This window comes from Vagococcus sp. AM17-17 (assembly GCF_003471765.1).
In the GTDB taxonomy this organism is placed as follows: domain Bacteria; phylum Bacillota; class Bacilli; order Lactobacillales; family Vagococcaceae; genus Vagococcus; species Vagococcus teuberi.
Window position 1 is genome coordinate 41,199 of sequence record NZ_QRJY01000006.1, and the last position, 23,328, is coordinate 64,526.

Here is a 23,328-nt window from a genome sequence, read left to right on the forward strand (position 1 = left end):
TCATAGTGAGAATACTATCAATTTATTCATAGTGCAATACTTTGAATAAAAAGAAAGCTCTAGAAATAATTCTAGAACTTTCTGATGAAGTATCTTAGGTTACGATTTTTCACCGTATCGAGCTTTGACGTCTCCATACCACCAATTACCTAATTTGCGTTGAATCCATGGAATAACCCATTTATCTAATCCAAAGGCACGTCCAGAACCATTCATTAAAGCAAAGGCAACAAATAAGAACCAAATGTTAACCCAATAGAACATACCTGACAGACAGAACATAACTACTAAAACAATCGTAGTTGCATTAGCTAACCAAGTAAATAACCCAAAGATAATGGCTAGAGCTAGAGCTACTTCAAATAGTGTCATGAATTTTTGCATAAATAAAGCAACTTCAGTATTTGGCATCATGAATTTCATAATAGAGCCAAACCAGTCAGGCATTGATTTAAAGACAAGCATTGGTTCTTCACCAAAGGCATAACTTAATCCAAACGTTGGATCAGCAGTAGCAGTAGTTGCAGCAGCATCAGCGGCTTGAGAAGCACCTGATGTTGCATCAGCTGGTTGTAACCATTCAAACGGAAACGCAACAGTGTTGGTGAACCATGAGCCATCACCAAACCACGTACTTGGTTGTAATACTTTACCATTACCAATGACTTTTTTCATGGCTTCAACTAACCAAGCACATCCGTAGAATACGCGTAATGGAACAGACCATAACACATTACTATTACGTGACGTATGTCCTCTGAAAACATTTCGTTCATCTTTAATTCGGAAAAATTCATGCATAATATATTGGAACATATAATAACCTGAGCGAATATCAAAGAAATATCTTAAGTTAATAATGTGTTTCATCAACATTGCAAAGAATCCACTTAAATGGAATTTATCAAAGACACATGCAACAGCATATTTAGATCCAATGGAAACCATGAACCCATCATATTTACCTTTGTAAGCTTCTTTTTCAGTTCCATTTATTGTTGCTAAAATATTTTTAGCAGCACAGATACCAGTTTGTTCAGCAGCTTGTACAATTTGCGGTGTTGGTCGGTTTTCTTTATCAGCTTCTTCAAAGTAAACCAAATCTCCGACAACAAAAATATTTTTTTCTTCGTAACCTTTTGCTTGCATGTACTCATTAGCAACTAAACGATTTGCACGTGCAGCAGGCATATCGAATTTTTCAGCATCACTATTTGCTTTAACACCAGCAGTCCAAATTAATGTATTAGTTGGGATTTTTTCACCAGATTTTAAGATGATATAATCTTCGTGTACTTCAACGATAGGCATATCTTTTAATATGCTAACCCCTTTTTTCGTTAGATATTTTTCAGCTTTTCCAGCATCATTTCGGTCTAACATGTTTAAGATAGTTGGAGCAGCTTCAACCACCATTAAATTGATATCTTCTGGTTTAATTTTATTGTTTTTAGCTAATCGGTCTTTCCAGTCGATTAATTCACCGACCATTTCAATACCGGTAAATCCAGAACCACAAACAACAAAATTCAACATTGCTTTACGTTTTGCTTCATCTGGCTCAACAGCCGCAAGCGCAACCGTACGTTCGATGTGCTCTCTAATTTTAATAGCGTCATCCATAGACCATAAAGTAAATCCATGTTCTTTAACACCAGGTGTACCAAAGTCATTAGGTTCTCCCCCCATACCTAAAACTAGGTAGTCAAAAGAATAAGAACTTTGTTTGGTTTTAACTATTTTCTTCTCTTTATCAATAGTTGTGACTGTATCTGTTACAACACTGACATTTTTACGTTTGCAGAATAAACGTTGTAAATCGTATTGGATTGCTTCTGGCTCCACACGTCCACCTGCAACTTCATGTAATTCTGTCATCATCGTTTGATAAGAATGACGATCAATTAATGTAATATGAGCATCTGGATTCTTTTTTAATTTTTTTGATAACATCTTTGTAGCAGCTATTCCAGAATAACCTGCTCCGACAACTACTATTTCAGTCTTTGCCATAAAACACTCTCCTTTAATTTTTTATAAAAATTAGTTTGTGAATTGTGCAGAATAAGTGCTATTTATAATAACGTGAAAAAATTTACACAATTACTTACAATTATACAGTGTTATAAAAGAAAAGTCTAACAAATCTTTGATATTAACAAAAAAATAAAAATAGAAAGAATTGAGAGAATGATTAAAAAAATGTGAAAATATGAATAAAGTTATTTAAAGGCATTGCGTTTTTAGTCACAATATTATAAGATTACAAGTGATTAGAAGTTCACAAAGAATATAAAAAGGCGGGTTATTCATATGAAATTCAAAAAATTAGTGTCAGGCGTTGCAATGTTAGCGTTATCTACAGTTTTGTTAGCTGCTTGTGGTGGGGATAAAAAGGATGATACATCAGCTTCATCAAGTACAGCTTCATCAAGTACAGCAGTAGCAGATTCTTCATCAACAGCAGATTCATTTGTAATGGGTGAATTAAAAGATGGTGAGTATAAGTTAGAAGAAAAAAATTACAATAATGGTTACCGTGTCGTATTTACAATAGTTGTAAAAGATGGAAAAATCACCGAATCTAAATATGATAATGTGAATGAAGAAGGTAAATCAAAAGTTGATGATGCAGACTATAACAAAAAAATGGAAAAAGTTGCTAAAACATCACCAGAAAAATATATACCAGAGTTAAATAAAGCATTATTAGAAAAACAAAATCCTTCAGATATTGATACGATTACTGGTGCGACACACTCAACAGATAGCTTCAAAGAATACGCAAAACAATTAATTGAAGCAGCTGAAAAAGGTGATACTAAAACAATTGAAATTGACAATCAAGTAGAAAAATAATAAACTTATATTTGATTAGTAATGAGTGGCAAGCTTTTAAGTTTGCCACCTTTTTTATTTTAAAAAGTTTATAGCGAGGGAAGTATCCATGAAAAAAAAAATAACCACAGCTATGCTATTATTAACTGTCACGAGTTTTTTAATAGCAGGGTGTTCAAGTAAGAAAACAGATTCAAATACAACAACCAAACAAGAAAAACTTGTAAAAGAGCCTTACTCAGAAAGACAATTTTTGATGGGAACTTATGTACAAGTCAAAATTTACAATGAAGGCAAAGAAGAAGTATTAAAAAAAGCGTTTGATCGTATAGGTGTCTTAGATAGAGAAATCACTGTTAATGAAAAAGGGTCTGAAGTGGATGAAATTAATGATCAGGCAGGTATTAAGCCAGTGAAGGTCAGCTCAGATGTATATGATTTGATTAAAGCTGCTGTAAATTATACAGAAGACTCTAATGGAGGGTTTGATTTAGCTATTGGACCAATCACGCAATTATGGCATATTGGGTTTGATGATGCGAGAAAGCCAGAACAAAGTGAAATCGATCAAGAATTGAAAAAAGTTGATTATAAAAAAGTGGTACTAAATGATAAAGATCAAACTGTTTATTTAGAAGAAAAAGGGATGAGCCTAGATTTAGGAGCCATTGCTAAAGGATACATTACAGATGAAGTAGTTGATGTGCTAAAAGAAAATGGTGTAACAAGTGCTATTGTTGATTTAGGAGGAAACGTCTACGTGTTAGGCGACAACCCTAGAAGTGATTCAGGCAAGTGGAAAATCGGAATTCAAGATCCAAATGAAGCTAGAAATACTGTCGTTGGAACAGTAGAAGAAAAAAATAAATCCCTTGTAACGTCTGGTATCTATGAACGTTATTTAAAAGTTGGCGACAACGTTTTCCATCACTTGTTTAACGCTAAAACAGGTTACCCATTTGATAATGAAATTGCAGGTGTGACGATTGTATCAGATACATCGATTGCAGGAGATGCCCTTTCAACAGCTGTGTTTTCTAAAGGTGTTAAAGAAGGTATGGCTTATGTAGATAGCTTAGATGGTGTCGATGCCATTTTTATTACAAAAGATGATAGTATCTACATAAGTAAAGGATTACAAGGTAACTTTAAGTTAAATAAAGAATCTCCTTATAAGCTTAAAGATATAAAAGAGTTAAAGTAGTGTTAAAAGAAGGAGTTTTTTATTCATGGCAGTGTTTTTTGAATTAGTTGAAATTCGAACAAAACTAGCAAGTGTCTTTCCTTATTTTATAGGTTTGTTATTTTCGTCATACTATTTTGAGCAAATAAACTGGTTTAATATGTTTCTATTTTTTATTGGGATGTTTATTTTTGATATGGCCACCACAGCGATTAATAACCTGATGGATTATTTAAAAGCTAAGGATGATAGCTATCAACAGTTGACTAATATTATTGGAAGAGCTGGGTTAAAAGTATCAAAAGTTCGAAACATGATTATTGGAATGATTACATTTTCTAGTATCATTGGTTTATGGTTAACGTTTCGTACAAGTCTATTATTGTTGCCAATGGGTGGTTTATGTTTTTTGATTGGTATCTTTTATACATTTGGTCCAGTCCCATTATCAAGAATGCCATTAGGAGAGTTATTTAGTGGTGTGACGATGGGATTTGGTATTTTCTTTATCACGTTATACTTAAACGTTTATGACACAGGATTTTTAGCTCTTAAATTTGCTAACGGTCAGTTCATGTTATCAGGCAATATTAAGGAGTTAATCGTCAGTGTATGGGCATCTATTCCTATGATGTTTACCATTGCCAACATCATGCTAGCCAATAATCTATGTGATTTAGATCAAGATATTTTAAATCATCGTTATACGTTACCTTTTTATATTGGTAGACAAAATGGTGTGTATCTATTTGATTTATTAATGTATAGTTGTTATTTTGTGATAGTCATTGGCGTTATGGTAGGCATTTATCATTGGAGCATGTTGATTATTTTAGTTACATTTCCACTGGTTAAAAAGAATGTCTCTCAATTTAATGAGAAACAAGAAAAAGGAACCACGTTTTCTGTAGCCATTAAAAATTTAGTATTATTTAATGGGGCACAGATTACAGGATTATTATTAGGTATTATATTAACTAAGTAATATAAAAGTATTTTATAATGGCTTTTTAGTGGGTTAGGGCGATTATAAAATGCTTTTTTAGTCTGTATAATTAAAAATAGTGTATTAAAATAAGTTTGTTATAAAAAAATATCAAGAAATTAGTTGATAATTTTATAAACTATCAGTAATTTCGAATATTATTTAAACTTAGTGTTATTAAGCATAAACTTGCTATTTTTTATATCACAACAAAGTAATAAACGGATAATAAATAAACAGATAATAAAAAATCGTTAATATAAAAAATGCATTTATTTATTATAATACTTTTTTTTAAGATAGAAAAACAACTACAAATAAAATAAAATATTTAACTTTGGTTATAAAGTGATATAATATTAATATATTATGTATAATATATAAGAAAAACCTATGATAGATAAATCACATGAAAAAAGTTAAATTAGCAACAGCAACATTATTAGCAGGGACAGCAATGGCACCGATAATAACAAACACTATCACTATTGATCCATGGGAACAAGCAGCTAAGGAAGATGCAGCTAAAAAAGATTGGAATACTGAATCTGCTAAAGAAAGCAAAGATTCAGAAGACGCACATGCAGATGTATGGGAAAAAGTAGCGAACGAAGTAAATCAAACATCTGAATCAAAAACAGAAGATTCTAAAACTGAATCTTCAAAAGAAGCAGAAAAAACAACTGATTCTAAAAAAGAAGAAACTAAAACAACAGACTCTAAAAAGGCTGCTGTAAAAGTTGCTACAAAAAAAGAAGAAGTCAAAAAATCTGCAGCTGTTTTACCACAAACAAATGATACTGTAAACGCTGGTTTAGTTGCTGGTGGAGTATTATCTATGTTAGGTTCAGCTTTATTATTCTTCAGAAAAAAATAAGCTAAGATTATACTGTTAAGGTAAGTAATAGATTATCTATTATTTACCTTTTTTGTTGTTTATTCTATCCTTTTTTGCTCTCTTTTGATATGATGAAGGCGACATATGAATTGAGGTGACAAAAATGAAAATGACAATCAAAGAAATAGCAGCTATCTCAGGTGTTTCGACGACAACAGTTTCTCAGATATTAAATAATAAAGGGCAGAGATTTAGCGAAGAAACACGCAAAAGAGTTTTGAAAGCGGTCGAGGAATACGATTACAATCCTGATTACTTTGCTAAAAATATGGTTCACAGGGAGTCTAAAACAGTTGGAATGATTGTTCCAGATGTAACTGACTTATTTTTTTCCAAGGTAATTGAAGGTGTTGAGGCTTACTTTAATAAAAAAGATTATATGATTTTATTATGTAATTCAAGACATTCAGCAGAAAAAGAGAAAGATTATATCAAACAACTTCAAAATCGATCGGTTGCAGGAATTTTATTAGCAAGTCCAAATTCGCTAAAGTTAGAGAGTGACTTAAAAGGAAGTCCATATATTTTAATTGATAGGGGGCTTAATACGAGAACAGAAGGAAATCTGTTAGTAAAAGAATATAGTGGTGTTTATCAAGCTATTCAACATTTGATTGATAATGGACATACTAGAGTTGGTATGCTGACAAATGAATCCGGGTATTATGAAATGACAGAGCGATTCGATGCGTATTATCAATGTCTAAAAGATAATAATATTGAATATAATCCTGACTTTATTGCAGACGGTCCTGTGACAATAGAGGGTGGATACTTGGCAGCTAAAGCATTACTCGAAAAACAATTTATCACAGCATTATGTTGTGGAAATGATCAAATGGCGGTGGGAGCTTACAGAGCAGCCTATGAATTAGGTTTATCTATTCCAAAAGATTTATCGGTGGTAGGATTTGATGACTTAGAACTCTCGGCTTTTTTAAATCCACCATTAACGACAGTCAAACAACCAGCTTTTGATATTGGTTATACAGCCGCCCAATATTTGTTGCAAGAAATAGAGCACCCTAATGAAATTATTCCTAATAAAAATTTCGAAACCACGTTTATTGAACGAGGAAGCACAATATCTATTGACAAAACATGAAAACGTGTTAATATCTAATTGTAAGCGCTATTAGTTTAATACTACAAAGAGTAAAACGATTTACTTAAGTAAATTATTTGTAGTAAATCGTTTTACTTGATAAGAATTGAGGAATACATAATGAGAATGGTAGATTTAATAAAGAAGAAACGAGACGGTTTAGCTTTATCAAAAGATGAGATTGAATTTATTATTAATGGTTATACTACAGGTGATGTAACAGATTATCAAATGAGTGCCCTTTTAATGGCTATATATTTTAATGATATGACAGATGAAGAAATCACTTGGATGACCACAGCAATGAGTCAATCGGGAGATATGATCGATTTATCGGCCATTCAAGGAATTAAAGTTGATAAACATTCAACTGGTGGAGTAGGAGATACAACGACATTAGTATTAGCTCCTTTGGTGGCATCAGTTGGAGCAAAAGTAGCTAAAATGAGTGGTCGAGGATTAGGTCACACTGGTGGTACAATTGATAAATTAGAAGCGATACCAGGATTTAAAGTTGAACTAGAAAATGATGAATTTATAAAATTTGTTAATGAAAGTAACGTTGCAGTAACTGGACAATCCGGAGATCTAGCACCAGCAGATAAAAAAATCTATGCATTACGTGATGTAACAGCAACGGTTGATTCTATCCCACTTATTGCTAGTTCTATCATGAGTAAAAAGATTGCGTCAGGTGCAGATGCGATAGTACTTGATGTGACAACAGGTGATGGTGCCTTTATGAAAAATATCGAGGATGCTGAAAGATTAGCTCATACAATGGTTCGAATCGGTCATTTAGCAAATCGTCAAACGATGGCAATTATTTCTGATATGTCACAACCTTTGGGAAATGCGATTGGGAACGCTAATGAGATAAAAGAAGCAATTGATGCATTAAAAGGTGAGGGGCCAGAAGATTTAATGGAAATGGTATACACTCTTGGGAGTCAAATGGTTGTTCTAGCAGAAAGAGCGTCTACTTTAGAAGAGGCACGACAATTATTAGAAAATAGCATAACAAGTGGCGCAGCTGCGGATAAATTCAAAGAAATGATTCGTAATCAAGGTGGGGATGATTCGGTCGTTGATTTTCCTGAAAAATTACCACAAGCAAGCTATATCATAGAAGTTCCAGCTAAAAAGACTGGTGTTGTTTCTAAAATCGTTGCGGACAAAATCGGTGTTGCAGCAATGCTTTTAGGTGCTGGTCGAAGAACAAAAGAAGAAGAAATTGATTATGCAGTTGGTTTAATTTTGAATAAAAAAGTTGGGGAATCAGTATTTGAAGGCGAATCATTAGTGACTATTCAATCGAATCACGAAAATGTTGATGATGTCCTAAAAGTTATCTATAAGAATATAGAGATTGGTGATTTGGGGGAAGAGCCAGTTCTCATTCACAAAATAATAACCGAATAATGGAAAAAAATGATGAAAAATCGTTCATATTATTCTAATGAATATTGATAATTTCTCTTAAAAATAGTATCTTTAATTTTAGAGGTATTATAAATGATTAAAGTCTTTTTTACCTAATTTATTATAAAATAACAGTGATTTATAACTTTACTCGTCTATTAAGTAATGTTAACAAAGTAAGAGTTTTCAAATGAAAAGTCAGGTTAAGTAATTAAATATAACAGAATTGGTATAGTTATGATAGGTTGGTAAAAGAGATGTTTCTTATCAAAAAGAGGGGGCGGGCGATATCAAAATAAGCTGATAAAGTCTTTGGGTTGATGTTCGTAGGTAATAAAGATAGGAGATATATTATGACAGTAAACAAAAATTGGATTGACCATGCAACACATGCGTATCATCAAGCATATGTTCCTTATTCTGAATTTCCTGTAGGCGCTGCTCTTGTGACTAAGTCAGGAAAAGTGTATGAGGGGTGTAACATAGAAAATGCCTCATTCGGTTTAACGAATTGTGCAGAGAGAACAGCGATTTTCAAAGCAATATCAGAAGGTGAAAAAGAATTTAAACATTTAGTAGTTATTGGAAATACTAAAGAACCAATTTCTCCTTGTGGTGCTTGCAGACAGGTTTTAGTCGAATTTTGTGATCCGGATATGCCAATAACATTATGTAATTTAAATGGAGACACAAAAGAGACAACTATGAAAGAACTACTTCCATATTCATTTGTAGAAGTAGAAAAATAACTATCAACTAAAAATTATAAGCGGAGGTTTTTCAAAAATGAAAAAATCAACAAAATTTGGTGCAGGATTATTAGTTATGGGATTAGCAGTAACGTTAACAGCTTGTGGGGGAAATAAAGCAGGTGGTAACGTTGGCGGAAAAACAACTTCAGGTGAAAAACCAGATCAAACAGTTCATACAGCAGCAATTGTAACTGATGTTGGTGGTGTGGATGATAAATCGTTTAACCAAGGTGCTTGGGAAGGTTTGAAAGAGTGGGGAGAAGCTAACAAACTTGAAAAAGGTGCTAATGGTTATGATTACTTCCAATCAACAGATGCATCTCAATACACAACAAATATTGACCAAGCTGTCGCAAGTAAATTTGAAACTATTTTTGGTATTGGTTACTTATTAACAGATGCCATTTCAGCAGCAGCAGATCAAAACAAAGACACACAATTTGGTATCGTAGACTCAGTTATTGAAGGAAAAGATAACGTCGTATCTTTAACATTTAAGGATAATGAAGCAGCTTACTTGGCAGGTATTGCAGCAGCGTATTCTACTAAAACAGATAAAGTTGGATTTGTTGGAGGCGAAGAAGGCGCAGTTATTGACCGTTTTGAAGCAGGGTTTGTTAAAGGTGTTGAAGATGGAGCAAAAGAATTAGATAAAAAAATTAAAGTAGACGTTCAATATGCAGCATCATTTGGTGACCCTGCTAAAGGTAAAGCTTTAGCAGCCAATATGTACCAAAACGGTGTGGATATTATTTATCATGCTTCAGGTGGTACTGGTGCAGGAGTCTTCCAAGAAGCTAAAGACTTAAATGAAAAACAATCAGCAGACAAACGTGTTTGGGTGATTGGTGTAGATAGAGATCAAGAAGAAGATGGTAACTACAAAGACAAAGATGGTAAAGAAGAAAACTTCACCTTAACATCAAGTATTAAAGGTGTAGGAACTGCTGTTAAAGACGTAACTGAAAAAGCTCAAAAAGGTGAATTCCCTGGTGGAGACGTATTAGTTTATGGTCTTAAAGAAGGCGGAGTTGATTTATCTAAAGGTCATTTAGATCAAAAAGCAATTGATGCAGTAGAAAAAGCTCGTAAAGAAGTTATTGATGGAAAAGTAGAAGTTCCAGAAAAACCAGCTAAAAAATAAAAATTGTTGAAAAGTCGTTGATAGAAAACTTTATGGGAAGCGTTCAAAATAAACTGAATAACTTTTCCATAAAGTTTTTCTTTTAGGCTTTAAAGGAATGGGAAAAGTAAGTTTTCTCTTTCCTTCAAAGTCTAAACTTTGAAGTGTGATAATGATAAAGAGGTGTGAAATCATGAGTGAGGAAAACTATGTCATAGAAATGCGGGATATCACAAAACAATTTGGTGATTTCAAAGCAAATGACAACATCAATCTCCAAATTAGAAAAGGCGAAATCCATGCGTTATTGGGTGAAAATGGTGCAGGAAAATCAACCTTGATGAATGTATTATCAGGATTACTACAGCCGACTAGTGGACAAATCTATATGGATGGTCAACCAGTAACGATTGCTAATCCAACTGATGCCAAACGTTTAGGAATCGGGATGGTCCATCAGCATTTTATGTTGGTAGATGCTTTTACAGTAACTGAAAACATTATTTTAGGTGATGAACCAACAAAATCTGGTGTACTGGATAAGAAGAAATCAGTAGAAGATTTAAAGCGAATATCAGAACAATATGGTATGGAAGTTAATCCAGATGCCTTAATCAGTGATATTTCAGTTGGAATGCAACAACGTGTTGAGATTTTAAAAACATTGTATCGTGGTGCGAATATTTTGATTTTTGATGAGCCGACAGCGGTATTAACACCTCAAGAAATTGATGAGTTGATTATGACCATGAAGGAATTAGTAAAAGAAGGAAAATCAATCATTATTATTACGCACAAGTTAGATGAGATTAAAAAAGTAGCGGATAGATGTACGGTAATTCGTCGAGGTAAGAGTATTGAAACAGTGAACGTAAAAGACGTTAGTTCACAACAGTTAGCGGATTTAATGGTCGGTCGTTCGGTATCATTTAAGACAGAAAAAGAACCATCAAATCCTAAAGAAGTCATTTTATCAGTTAAAGATTTATATGTAAAAGATAATCGGGGATTGGAAGCAATTAAAGGATTAGATTTAGATGTTCGAGCTGGAGAAGTTGTTGGGATTGCTGGTATTGATGGGAATGGTCAAACAGAATTAATTCAAGCTATTACCGGTCTTAAGAAAATTGAGTCAGGTAAAGTGATGTTACGTGATAAGGACATAACGAATTTAAAACCTCGCCAAATCACAGAATCAAATGTTGGGCATGTTCCTGAGGATAGACATAAATATGGTCTTGTTTTAGACATGACATTATCTGAAAATATTGCCTTACAAACTTATTATCACGAGCCATTTAGTAAGAACGGTGTACTGAATTACAATTATATGGATTCTTATGCGAGAAAATTAATCGAAGAGTATGATGTTCGTACAACAAGTGAACATGCACAAGCTAAATCACTTTCAGGTGGTAATCAACAAAAAGCGATTATCGCTCGTGAAATGGATAGAGATCCTGAGTTACTAATTGTTTCTCAGCCAACTCGTGGGTTAGACGTTGGAGCGATTGAGTACATTCATAAACGTTTGATTAATCACCGTGATAAAGGTAATGCTGTTTTAGTAGTCAGTTTTGAATTAGAAGAAATATTAAATGTGTCGGACCGAATTGCTGTTATCCATGCTGGCCAAATCGTCGGGATTGTTGATCCAAAAGAAACAACAGAAAACGAGTTAGGGTTATTAATGGCTGGATACACATTGGAAGAAGCACGACGAGAATTAGGGACAGAGGCAGGTGTAACTAATGAGTAATTTTAAATTTAGTAAGATGAATGGAATCTTGGTTCCTATTTTATCGGTTATTATGGGATTTGTATTAGGTGCTATTATTATGTTGCTATTTGGTTATAACCCAGTTCAAGGGTATCAAGCCATGTTGACAACAGCATTTCAATCACCAAAAAGTATTGGTGAAATTTTTGTAACAGCTGGGCCTTTAATTTTTACGGCTTTAGGATTTTCTGTGGCAAGTGCTGCTGGATTCTTTAATATCGGGCTTTCAGGTCAGGCGTTGGCTGGTTGGGTAGCAAGTATCTGGGTTGGACTTTCAATGGGAGACTCGCCAAGATTAATTGCCTTAACTGCAGCTATTTTAGCAGGGGTGATTGCTGGAGCTTTAACAGCGGCGATACCTGGTTTATTAAGAGCTTATTTTGGAACAAGTGAAGTCATTGTTACAATCATGATGAACTATATTTTACTTTATACAAGTACACATATCGTTAATAATGTTATTCCAGAGAAATTTATTTCAACTAAAGGAACTACTAAATTGATTGGGGCAAATGTGTCTCTTAGAACAGAGTTTTTAACCTCAATTAGTAATGGATCTCGTTTGAATTTAGGTATTATTTTTGCTTTTATTTTCTTAATCTTGATTTGGTTTTTAATGAAGAAAACCACATTAGGTTATGAAATTACAGCTGTTGGTTTAAATCCATTTGCATCAGAATATGCAGGGATGAGTAGCAAACGTATCATTGTGTTATCAATGGTCATCTCAGGAGCATTAGCTGGTATGGGTGGCGTTGTGTACGGATTAGGAACATTTGGTAACTTCTTTGTTCAAGGTAACTCATTAAGTATTGGATTTGATGGCATGGCAGTCTCACTACTTGGTGGAGGAACATCCATCGGTATTTTACTATCATCCTTACTGTTCAGTATCCTAAAATTAGGTGGACAAGGTATGCCAATATTAGCTGGTGTACCAACTGAATTGGTTGATGTTGTTATTGCTTCTATCATCTTCTTTGTTGGTATTAGCTACTTAATCAAATTGATTTTAACAAAACTTGAAACAAAAAAAGAACCAAAAGCTAGCAAAGTTGAAGGAGGTAAAGCGTGATGGCAGCAGATACTATGTCAACAGTTGCGTCTATTATTACGCAAACACTTGTTTATTCAACACCTCTTGTTTTTACAGCATTAGGCGGAACATTTTCAGAACGTGGTGGGATTGTTAACGTTGGGTTAGAAGGTATCATGGTTATGGGTGCATTCAGCTCAGTTGTGTTTAACATTACATATGCTGGAGTATTTGGCGTTTGGACACCATGGATTGCTTTATTAGTTGGTGGAATTGTCGGAATGATTTTCTCATTACTTCATGCTGTAGCAACAATTAACTTGCGTGCTGATCATATTATTAGTGGTACTGTTATCAACTTGATGGCACCAGCTTTAAGTATTTTCTTAGTTAAAGTGTTATATGGTAAAGGTCAAACAGACCAAGTGCCACAAACATTTGGTTATTGGGAAGTTCCTGGGTTAAGTAAGATTCCAGTGATTGGGCCATTATTATTTGAAAAAACATCAGCACCAGCCTTCTTAGCTATTTTAGTGTCAGTCCTTGCGTGGTTTGTCATTTATAAAACACGCTTTGGCTTGAGATTACGCTCAGTAGGTGAAAATCCTCAAGCAGCTGATACTTTAGGGATTAATGTTTATGGTATGAAATATTCAGGTGTATTAATTTCTGGCTTTTTAGGCGGTATTGGTGGAGCAGTATTTGCTCAAACAATCGCTGGACGTTTTGCTGTAACAACTATATCCGGTCAAGGTTTCATCTCAATGGCTGCGATGATCTTTGGTAAATGGAACCCACTTGGTGCAATGGGAGCAGCTCTATTCTTTGGATTTGCTCAAAACTTGAGTATTGTAGGAGACAGCATTCCACTTATTTCAAGTATTCCAAAAGTGTACCTACAAAGTGCTCCATACGCGTTAACGATTATTGTGTTAGTATTGTTCTTAGGTAAAGCACAAGGACCTAAAGCAGGCGGTAAAACATATATTAAATCTAAATAGTAATTAAATCCTTCCTCTAGCTCCTCTAAATAGAGGGAGGTTTTAAAATATAAAAATGACTTGGAAGAAGGAATTGTAATGTTTAAAAGAATTCATTTAGTAGTACTAGATTCTGTTGGAATTGGTGAAGCTCCTGACGCTGAAAAATTTGGCGATGTTGGAAGTCACACACTAGGTCATATAGCTGAGCATGGGTTACATGTTCCTAATATGGAAGAATTAGGTCTTGGAACAATTGAACCTTTAAAAGGTGTCAAAGCGATTGAAGATCATAAAGGCTATGCGACTAAACTAGAAGAAGTATCTGTTGGTAAAGACACAATGACTGGTCATTGGGAAATTGCTGGATTAAACATTCAAACACCTTTTAGAGTATTCCCTGAAGGTTTCCCTCAAGATTTATTAGACAAAATCACTGAATTTTCTGGTCGTGGCATTATTAGGGGTGCTAATAAACCATATAGTGGCACACAAGTTATTGAAGATTTTGGTGAAGAACAAATGAAAACAGGGGACTTAATTATCTACACATCAGCTGACCCTGTGTTACAAATTGCTGCTCATGAAGATGTGATTCCATTAGAAGAATTATACAAAATTTGTGAGTACACTCGTGAAATCACGAAAGATGATCCTTACATGATTGGTCGTATTATCGCGAGACCTTACTTAGGTGAACCTGGTAACTTTAAACGTACAGCTAACCGTCATGACTATGCCCTTGATCCATTTGGTCGTACAGTTTTAAACGAATTAAAAGATGCTGGAAAAGATGTTATCGCAGTTGGTAAAATCAACGATATCTTTAACGGTCAAGGAATGACAGAAGCAATCCGTACCGCTTCAAATATGGATGGCGTGGATAAATTATTAGACGTGATGAAACAAGATTTTGAAGGAGTAAGTTTTACTAACTTGGTTGACTTTGATGCGTTATTTGGACATAGAAGAGATACACCAGGTTATGCTAAAGCATTAGAAGACTTTGATGCCCGTTTACCAGAGATTTATGCTAATATGCAAGAAGATGATTTATTATTAATCACAGCAGACCACGGAAACGACCCAACCTTCCCGGGAACAGATCACACTCGTGAGTATGTGCCATTACTTGCTTATAGTAAAAAAATGCAAGGACATGGTCAATTGCCACAAGGTTATTACTCAGATATTTCTGCGACAATTGCGGATAATTTTGATGTTAAACCAACAGAAAACGGAAAAAGCTTTTTAGAATTATTGAAATAAGGGAGACTATAACATGTCATTAAGTGAAAAATTAGCAGCAACATCACAATATATTAAAGAAAAAGGGGTAGGAACCGTTGATTTTGGTCTTATCTTAGGATCAGGTTTAGGAGAACTAGCTGACGAGATTACAGATCGCGTGGTTATTCCTTATGAAGACATTCCACATTTTCCTGTATCAACAGTGGTAGGTCATGCAGGACAACTTGTTTACGGAACATTATCTGGTAAAAAAGTTTTAGCAATGCAAGGACGCTTCCATTATTATGAAGGTCATTCAATGCAGACTGTCACATTTCCAGTGAGAGTGATGAAAGCTTTAGGAGCAGATTCATTAATCGTAACAAATGCAGCTGGTGGCGTAAATACAAGTTTTTCACCTGGCGATTTGATGTTAATTACCGATCAAATTAACTTTACCGGTGACAATCCTTTAATGGGATTAAACGAAGAAGACTTAGGTCCGCGTTTCCCTGATATGTCAGAAGCTTATAACAAAGCATATGGTGAAGTAACGAAAAAAGTAGCACAAGAACTATCTATTCATTTACAAAAAGGTGTTTATATGGGATTCTCTGGTCCAACTTATGAAACACCAGCAGAAGTACGTATGGCACGTGTGATGGGTGCGGATGCTGTTGGTATGTCAACTGTCCCTGAAGTGATTGTAGCTAACCACATGTCAATGAAAGTACTAGGTATCACATGTGTGACAAACTTAGCAGCGGGTATGCAAGCTAATTTAAATCATGAAGAAGTGGTCGAGACAACAGAACGAGTGAAAGCAGATTTCAAAGAACTAGTGAAACGTACACTAGAAAAACTTTAATTTAAGGAGACTGAAGAATGAGCGTACATATTGGAGCAAAAAAGGGAGAAATTGCAGATAAAATTTTACTTCCAGGAGACCCATTAAGAGCGAAATATATCGCCGAAACATTTTTAGAAGATCCTAAGTGTTATAACGAAGTTCGAGGCATGCTAGGCTATACAGGTACTTACAAAGGCCATAAAATATCAGTTCAAGGAACAGGTATGGGAATGCCTTCAGCAGCCATCTATGCGAATGAATTAATTCGCGAGTATGACGTGAAAAAATTAATGCGAGTTGGAACATGTGGTGCGATTCGTAAAGATGTACACGTGAGAGATTTAGTGTTAGCTCAAGCGGCAGCAACTAATTCAGCGATTATTCGTAAAGATTTCCCGAATTTTGATTTCCCACAAATTGCTGATTTTGATTTATTAACGACAGCTTATGATATTGCCAAAGAAAAAGGCTTTAATATCCATGTTGGAAATGTATTATCAAATGATACGTTTTACTCAGATGACAATTCAGATGTCTTTAAATTAGGTGAATATGGTGTGTTAGGTGTTGAGATGGAAGCGGCAGTGCTTTATTATCTAGCAGCTAAATACAACGTCCAAGCACTTGCTTTGATGACAGTGAGTGATCATATGATTACTGGTGAAGAAACAACATCAGAAGAACGTCAAACGACATTTAATGACATGATGATTGTTGGACTTGAAACATTAATTAAAGAAGACTAACAAAAAAACGAGTAAGACGATTTGTCTTGCTCGTTTTTATTGAATATAATAAATGACCAAACTGGCTAAGGCAAAAAGATTGAGGATAAACTCTTTCTTTTTGGCTTTTTTTGTTTTCATAAATAGGAACAGTGATAGAAGAGTCACAACAATAAATGACACTAATTTCCATGTTTCTAGTTGATGAGACGAGTAGTGTTGTATCACCAAGTAATAAATACCTATCAAGGAAAGGACACCTAAAATCAAAAAGACTGGTTGTCTTGACAGATAAGAATACATTCCTTGTGTGAAAATCGTTAAAAATAAAACAATTAGGAAAGAAAAAATAAACGGTTTGATTAGTTCAAAATCATAATCAAACGGATAACTGATGGTTAATAGTTGGTTAAACACGATACCTTTAAAAAAAGCATTGGTAAAGGAATAAAACAACGAATCAACATAGTAAAACTGTTTGGAAAAAATCATCATTTGGAATAATTCATAAGCTAAAAGAATAATCCCGAATTGGATAGCTGTTTGTTGAATAATCAAGTAAATCAACACAGCACTGATGATAAGTTTTAATCCATAGATGGCAATAGGCATGGAACGTCCTTTTTTATAAGTATTTTTCCCAACGAGTTGAAAAAAATCACTCAGTAATAAATAAAGAATCATATAATTTAAAATTAAGGCACCATGGCTACTGTTTTTTAAGAATAAAATGCCTGGTATTAATGAAATAACTGTTTGTAAAATTGCAATTAAAAAGGTTAGTGGAATATTTTTCCACAAAGTTGGTTTCGTTTGCAAAGTATGTCTCCTTAGTATGTTAGTGATAATAATACTTTATGGCAATAACATAAAAAGGTCAAGATTATCAGTTGAATTATGTAGGTAAAAAGTGAAAAATCTGATATACTGACTTATGTTGCAAGATTCCCGATAGGATTTACATCTCGTGTAAAGATGCCTTGTAACCGACTATATTTAGGGGGAATGAAAGATGAAAGAAAGAAAATTATTCACGTCAGAGTCTGTATCGGAAGGACATCCTGACAAAGTAGCAGATCAAATTAGCGACGCAATATTAGATGCGATACTAGAAAAGGACCCAATGGCTCGAGTAGCTTGCGAAACAAGTGTTACAACAGGATTGGTCTTAGTATTTGGAGAAATTACCACAAGTGCTTATGTTGATATTCAAAAAGTAGTGAGGGATACAATAAAAAGCATTGGGTATACACGTGCAAAATATGGTTTTGACGGAGATACATGTGCCGTCATGGTTGCCATTGATGAGCAATCACCAGATATTGCACAAGGAGTTGATGCGTCACTTGAAACACGTGAAACCTCAACTAGTGAAGAAGATTTAGGTGCCGGAGACCAAGGATTAATGTTTGGATTTGCTATTGATGAAACACCAGAATTAATGCCTTTACCAATTGCTCTAAGTCATAGAATCACACAAAAATTATCAGAATTAAGAAAAAATGATACACTATCTTATTTACGTCCAGATGCTAAATCTCAGGTGACGGTTGAATATGATGAAGAAGGCAATCCATTACGTATTGATGCGATTGTTGTGAGTACACAACATGATGAAGACACAACATTAGAACAAATTCAAAAAGATGTTACCGATTTAGTCATAAAAGAAGTGATTCCAAGTGAATTACTTGATGATAAAACAAAATATTATATTAACCCAACTGGTCGCTTTGTTATAGGTGGACCTCAGGGAGATTCTGGTTTAACAGGTCGAAAAATTATTGTTGATACCTATGGAGGATACGCTCGCCACGGTGGCGGGGCATTCTCAGGAAAAGATGCGACAAAAGTTGACCGTTCAGCAAGTTATGCTGCCAGATATATTGCAAAAAATATCGTTGCCGCAGGACTAGCGACAAAATGTGAAGTTCAACTTGCTTATGCCATTGGGGTAGCTCAACCTGTTTCGATTTCGATTGAAACATTTGGAACAAGCGACTACAAAGAATCAGAACTGATTGCTGCTGTGAGATCCTTGTTTAATCTATCACCAACTGGTATTATAAACATGTTGGACCTAAGACGTCCTATCTACCAAAAAACAGCTGCATACGGTCATTTTGGTCGTGATGATGAAGACTTTACTTGGGAAAAAACAGATAAAGTGGACGACTTGAAACAATTTTTAGCAAAATAAAAAATAACAATAATCCTTATTTGGCAAGTACTTTGGCTGATAAGGATTATTATTTTGAGGAGGAAACCATGCAACAAAAAAGAGAAACAAATGTTAAAATTATCACTGCTTGCGTATTTATCGCTACTTTTATGACAGCGGTGGAAGGGACCATTGTATCAACCGCTATGCCAACGATTGTTGGGTCATTAAAGGGCATTAGTATTATGAACTGGGTATTTTCAATTTATTTATTAACAAATGCCATGATGACACCCATTTACGGTAAATTAGCAGATAAGATTGGTCGAAAACCGATTTATTTGATTGGGGTATTTATTTTTATTATTGGGTCGGCATTATCAGGCATGAGTCAAAATATGATTCAATTAATTATTTTCCGTGCGATTCAAGGGATTGGGGCAGGTTCTATTGTTCCAGTATCTTTAACAATTATTGCGGATATTTATCCAGTCGATAAACGTGCCGGTGTTTTAGGTTTAAATAGTGCCGCTTGGGGAATTGCCAGTATTGTTGGTCCACTTGCCGGAGGATTTATCGTTGATGCGTTTAGTTGGCATTGGATTTTCTTAATCAATGTACCAATTGGTATTATTTTAATGATTTTAGTATGGATTTACCTGATTGAAGACAAGCGTGAAGTTGAGAAAAGTCCGATTGATTATATGGGTAGTTTCTATATGATGACCATGTTGCTATCATTGTTATATGGGGTTCAAAAAATTAATGATGGCTTTAACTTAATTACAATTATTGCTTTTGCAATCTTTATTTTAAGTTTGGTATTATTTATCAGAACAGAAAAAAAAGCACAAGATCCGGTTATTTCTCTTGATCTTTTCAAAAATCGCACCTTTGTATTGGTTAACTTAATTGCGGCATTAATTAGTGGCTTCTTAATGGGTGTTGAAGTGTACATTCCGATGTGGATGCAAGGAGTTGTGGGGAAATCTGCTGCTTTAGGGGGAATTGTATTAGCTCCTATGTCAGTTATTTGGATGTTTGGCTCATTTGCTGGGGGACGAGCGATGAAAAAATGGCATCATCGTTTAGCCATTGTAATTAGTATGTTGCCAATATTGGTTGGGGCAGTCTTTTTGAGTTTATCAAGCCAAGGAACATCTTACGGATTGTTCTTAATATTCTCAGGTATCATGGGGATAGGATTTGGTATGAGCATGACGTTACTTACCGTATTAGCTCAAACGTCTGTATCTGAAAAATTTATAGGAGTAGCAACATCATTTTTTACATTATCACGAACAATTGGTCAAACCATTATGATTTCAATTTTTGGTTTAGCATTAAATAAAACAATGGATAATCAACTTTCATCTAATGTGGTACCTGGTGCTACAAAAGACATGATGAACGAGTTGATTAATCCAAATACCGCGTCAGGATTACCAACAGAGTTGATTGATGGCTTGAGGGATATTTTATATAATAGTATTCATAATGTGTTTTTAATCGGTTTGTTATTAGTTGTTGTCTCTTACGTACTTAACTATTTCCAAGAAAAAGAATAAAAATGAGGCCCTATCTCTCTAGATAATGAGTGATAGGGCCTTTTTATCACATTGATTCAACAGCTTCTAGTGCTTTAGTGACATTAAGGTAAGCACCTTCAGTTAATTTTTTAAGATGAAGGATCATCCCTTTGAGTTTTTCAGCATTTGATATTGTCATGTTTCTCACTCCTTTAGTGTTTTTTGAATCTGTTTGTTTATATGGCTTATTATAGTGTTCAAATAAAAAGTTTTGGTAAACAAAAGTCGAATAAATTCAAAATACTTCAAAGAATAAATAGTTTTTTTATAAATTATTGTTTAATGAAGTAACACAACCTCATGTTGGTATAATAAAGTTTTACGTTTTTTTACTGCGTTTCACTAATGACTATTTAGGTTACATAAATTACAAAAGTATCATTAGTTACAGATTGTTCACTTATTCACATAATAGCTTTATGATGTGTATGTAAAGCAAAGGAGCATGCAACCTTTTGTGATATAACACACAATGATTAATGGAGGATTTACATATGAATATCGGAGAAGTCATTAAAACAACCATGACTGATATGAATATTATCAGTGCGATAACATCAACAGTATTTATTATTTTATTAGGGTTTTTTTGTCGCAAGAAAGGAATTTTCTCTGCAGAAGTAGGAAAAATTTTATCAAAAGTTGTATTAAGTGTGGCATTACCTGCATTGGCCTTTAATGCATTTATGCAAGATATCAAAAGTGAAACATTAAAACAAGGAATGAATGTTTTAATTTGGGGTATTGTCATTTATATTATTTTAATTTTTGTTTCTAAGCCATTATTTATGAAATACAAAGGTGACAAACAAGATACTCTACGCGTTTTAACTATTTTTGGATCAACTACATTTTTTGGCACTCCAATCGTTAGTGCAATTTACGGACCAATTGGTGTGATGTTTTCTTCAATTTTTAACATTGGTTACCGAATTTTCTTATACTCATACGGCTACATCAAAATGAGTGGATTAAAAATGGAACTTAAAAATATTAAAACAATGTTTTTAAACCCAATTGTCATTGCAACGTTTGCAGGGTTATTCATCTGGGTATTCCAAGGATATTTACCACAAGTTAGTGTGACAAATGCTGAAGGTGTGGTTAATCAAGTGGCATTCTTACGTATCGATCAAACAGCTGTTTGGTTATTTAAACCAATGACTTATTTAGCAGGACTAGCTTCACCACTTGCTTGGTTATCAATTGGGGCTACTTTAGGTGAAGTGAGCTTTAAAGATGCAGCATCAGACAAAACATCTTGGTATTACAGTGTGATGAAAGTCATTTTTGTGCCAGTTATAAACATTGTATTATTAGCGATTTTAACTATGACTCACATTTTACCAGTAAGTTACGAAGCATTAGCAACAATCGTCATCATGATGGCTACACCAACAGCTACAGTAGCGGCTGCTTATGCAATTAGTTTTGATAAAAAACCACTTCTAGCTTCAAATGCATCTCTTATTTCAACAGTATTAGCTGTTGTCATGACACCAATATGGATTGTAGTGCTAGAAATGATTAGTAAAATGGGTATTTTTTAACATTAAACATGATTAAGAAAGAAGAGAGATAGAGATGACATTCAAAATAGCTTGTTACGGTGTACGACCAAATGAAGTAGCATACTTTAATGATTTAAACAAATATAACTATGACTTAACATTGATTGAAGAATTATTAACACATGACAATATTGAAACAGCATATAACCATGATGCAGTCTTATTACGAGGAAATTGTGTAGCGGATCGAGAAAATATCGAGAAAATGTCAGAACATGGTGTAAAATTTGTCTTTACACGTACAGTTGGATTTAATCATATTGATTTAGCAGCAGCAAAGGATTATCACATGGAAGTGGCAAGAGTGCCATCATACTCTCCTAATGCTATAGCGGAATTGTCGTTGACATTAGCTATGATGTTGTTAAGACATACTGCTTATATGACAATGAAAACAAGTAACAAAAACTTTATTGTAGATAATACGATGTTTAGTAAAGAAATTAGAAACTGTAAAGTGGGAATTATTGGGACTGGTAAAATTGGTCTAACAGAAGCCAAATTATTTGCTGGATTAGATGCGACAGTATTAGGATATGATATTTATGAAAATGATGCAGCAAAAGAGATTTTAACCTATACAGATTTAAATGATTTATTAGCAGAATCAGATATTGTTAGCATTCATGTGCCATATATTCCAGGCGAAAATGATCAGATGATTAATGCTGAATTTATTAGTAAAATGAAAAAAGGTGCTATCTTAATTAATACAGCTCGTGGAGAATTACAAGATAACCAAGCCATTTTAGAAGCGTTAAAGACAAATCATTTAGAAGGATTTGGAACAGATGTATTTGCTAATGAGAAAGATTTATTCTTTAAACAATTTGGTGAGGATCAACCTTTACCTGACCCAACAGTGGAAGAGTTAATTTCTCTCTACCCTAGAGTATTGGTTACTCCTCATGTAGGGTCAAATACAGACGAAGCGTTAATTAATATGATTGAAACAAGTTTTGAGAATTTCCATTCAGTGTTAGAATCAGGTAAAACAGTTAACAGCGTTCTATAAAAAAACCACCTCCAATGCACTTTGGAGGTGTTTTTCGGCTCTATAATTTCTACTGTTGGTAACGAAAGTTACCAGCAGTTTTTAG

General features: G+C 34.1%; 20 protein-coding genes and 1 riboswitch. Of the genes, 18 read left to right on the top strand and 2 right to left on the bottom strand.

What is annotated here, in order from left to right; all coding sequences use genetic code 11:
* Positions 1-99 precede the first annotated feature (99 nt).
* Positions 100-2,013, bottom strand: coding sequence for an NAD(P)/FAD-dependent oxidoreductase (locus DW196_RS08140; RefSeq protein WP_118250903.1), 1,914 nt, complete (start codon positions 2,011-2,013; stop codon positions 100-102).
* 300 nt (positions 2,014-2,313) lie between these two features.
* Here DW196_RS08140 and DW196_RS08145 point away from each other — a divergent pair, with 300 nt between their 5' ends.
* The 14 genes from DW196_RS08145 (at position 2,314) to deoD (ending at position 16,928) form a co-directional block, all read left to right on the top strand.
* A complete protein-coding gene (locus DW196_RS08145) occupies positions 2,314-2,859 on the top strand; it encodes an FMN-binding protein (RefSeq protein WP_118250904.1) in 546 nt (181 codons plus the stop codon).
* Positions 2,860-2,947: 88 nt separating this feature from the next.
* Positions 2,948-4,042, top strand: a complete 1,095-nt coding sequence (locus DW196_RS08150; protein WP_118250905.1) for an FAD:protein FMN transferase — start codon at positions 2,948-2,950, stop codon at positions 4,040-4,042.
* A 25-nt stretch (positions 4,043-4,067) separates the two neighbouring features.
* A complete protein-coding gene (gene menA, locus DW196_RS08155; RefSeq protein ID WP_118250906.1) occupies positions 4,068-5,006 on the top strand; it encodes a 1,4-dihydroxy-2-naphthoate polyprenyltransferase in 939 nt (312 codons plus the stop codon).
* Positions 5,007-5,415: 409 nt separating this feature from the next.
* Positions 5,416-5,883 carry an LPXTG cell wall anchor domain-containing protein gene (locus DW196_RS08160; RefSeq protein ID WP_118250907.1) on the top strand — a complete coding sequence of 156 codons (468 nt, stop codon included), beginning with the start codon at positions 5,416-5,418 and terminating at the stop codon, positions 5,881-5,883.
* A 124-nt stretch (positions 5,884-6,007) separates the two neighbouring features.
* A complete protein-coding gene (locus DW196_RS08165) occupies positions 6,008-7,009 on the top strand; it encodes a LacI family DNA-binding transcriptional regulator (protein ID WP_118250908.1) in 1,002 nt (333 codons plus the stop codon).
* Positions 7,010-7,129: 120 nt separating this feature from the next.
* Positions 7,130-8,431: a pyrimidine-nucleoside phosphorylase gene (locus DW196_RS08170; RefSeq protein WP_118250909.1), complete on the top strand. Its 1,302-nt coding sequence runs from the start codon at positions 7,130-7,132 to the stop codon at positions 8,429-8,431.
* A 350-nt stretch (positions 8,432-8,781) separates the two neighbouring features.
* A complete protein-coding gene (locus DW196_RS08175; RefSeq protein WP_370447149.1) occupies positions 8,782-9,180 on the top strand; it encodes a cytidine deaminase in 399 nt (132 codons plus the stop codon).
* Positions 9,181-9,217: 37 nt separating this feature from the next.
* Positions 9,218-10,327, top strand: a complete 1,110-nt coding sequence (locus tag DW196_RS08180; protein ID WP_071455955.1) for a BMP family protein — start codon at positions 9,218-9,220, stop codon at positions 10,325-10,327.
* Between the two features lie 172 nt (positions 10,328-10,499).
* The gene (locus tag DW196_RS08185; RefSeq protein WP_118250910.1) at positions 10,500-12,065 is read left to right on the top strand and encodes an ABC transporter ATP-binding protein; all 1,566 of its coding nucleotides are present in this window, start codon (positions 10,500-10,502) and stop codon (positions 12,063-12,065) included.
* Positions 12,058-13,161, top strand: coding sequence for an ABC transporter permease (locus tag DW196_RS08190; RefSeq protein WP_071455957.1), 1,104 nt, complete (start codon positions 12,058-12,060; stop codon positions 13,159-13,161). The genes DW196_RS08185 and DW196_RS08190 overlap by 8 nt, the downstream gene beginning before the upstream one ends.
* A complete protein-coding gene (locus tag DW196_RS08195; RefSeq protein ID WP_233541939.1) occupies positions 13,161-14,123 on the top strand; it encodes an ABC transporter permease in 963 nt (320 codons plus the stop codon). The genes DW196_RS08190 and DW196_RS08195 overlap by 1 nt, the downstream gene beginning before the upstream one ends.
* Positions 14,124-14,201: 78 nt before the next feature.
* Positions 14,202-15,371 carry a phosphopentomutase gene (deoB, locus tag DW196_RS08200; protein WP_118250911.1) on the top strand — a complete coding sequence of 390 codons (1,170 nt, stop codon included), beginning with the start codon at positions 14,202-14,204 and terminating at the stop codon, positions 15,369-15,371.
* Between the two features lie 13 nt (positions 15,372-15,384).
* Entirely contained in the window at positions 15,385-16,200 is an 816-nt protein-coding gene (locus DW196_RS08205; protein ID WP_118250912.1) for a purine-nucleoside phosphorylase, read from the top strand.
* Between the two features lie 17 nt (positions 16,201-16,217).
* Complete coding sequence (gene deoD / locus DW196_RS08210) at positions 16,218-16,928, top strand: purine-nucleoside phosphorylase (protein ID WP_118250913.1); 711 nt, start codon at positions 16,218-16,220, stop codon at positions 16,926-16,928.
* Positions 16,929-16,964: 36 nt separating this feature from the next.
* Here the strand turns inward: deoD and DW196_RS08215 are convergent, their stop codons facing one another.
* Positions 16,965-17,726, bottom strand: coding sequence for a hypothetical protein (locus tag DW196_RS08215; RefSeq protein WP_118250914.1), 762 nt, complete (start codon positions 17,724-17,726; stop codon positions 16,965-16,967).
* 113 nt (positions 17,727-17,839) lie between these two features.
* A riboswitch (SMK box riboswitch) is annotated at positions 17,840-17,922 on the top strand.
* Between DW196_RS08215 and metK the strand changes: the two genes are divergently transcribed.
* From metK to DW196_RS08235, 4 genes are all read left to right on the top strand, one after another.
* Positions 17,920-19,107: a methionine adenosyltransferase gene (gene metK, locus DW196_RS08220; RefSeq protein WP_118250915.1), complete on the top strand. Its 1,188-nt coding sequence runs from the start codon at positions 17,920-17,922 to the stop codon at positions 19,105-19,107. It overlaps the preceding riboswitch by 3 nt.
* Positions 19,108-19,175: 68 nt before the next feature.
* Positions 19,176-20,636 (top strand): MDR family MFS transporter, encoded by a 1,461-nt coding sequence (locus DW196_RS08225; RefSeq protein WP_118250916.1) that lies wholly within the window; start codon positions 19,176-19,178, stop codon positions 20,634-20,636.
* A 515-nt stretch (positions 20,637-21,151) separates the two neighbouring features.
* Positions 21,152-22,207: an AEC family transporter gene (locus DW196_RS08230; RefSeq protein ID WP_071455966.1), complete on the top strand. Its 1,056-nt coding sequence runs from the start codon at positions 21,152-21,154 to the stop codon at positions 22,205-22,207.
* Between the two features lie 34 nt (positions 22,208-22,241).
* Positions 22,242-23,243, top strand: coding sequence for a 2-hydroxyacid dehydrogenase (locus tag DW196_RS08235; protein ID WP_118250917.1), 1,002 nt, complete (start codon positions 22,242-22,244; stop codon positions 23,241-23,243).
* Positions 23,244-23,328: the final 85 nt, after the last annotated feature.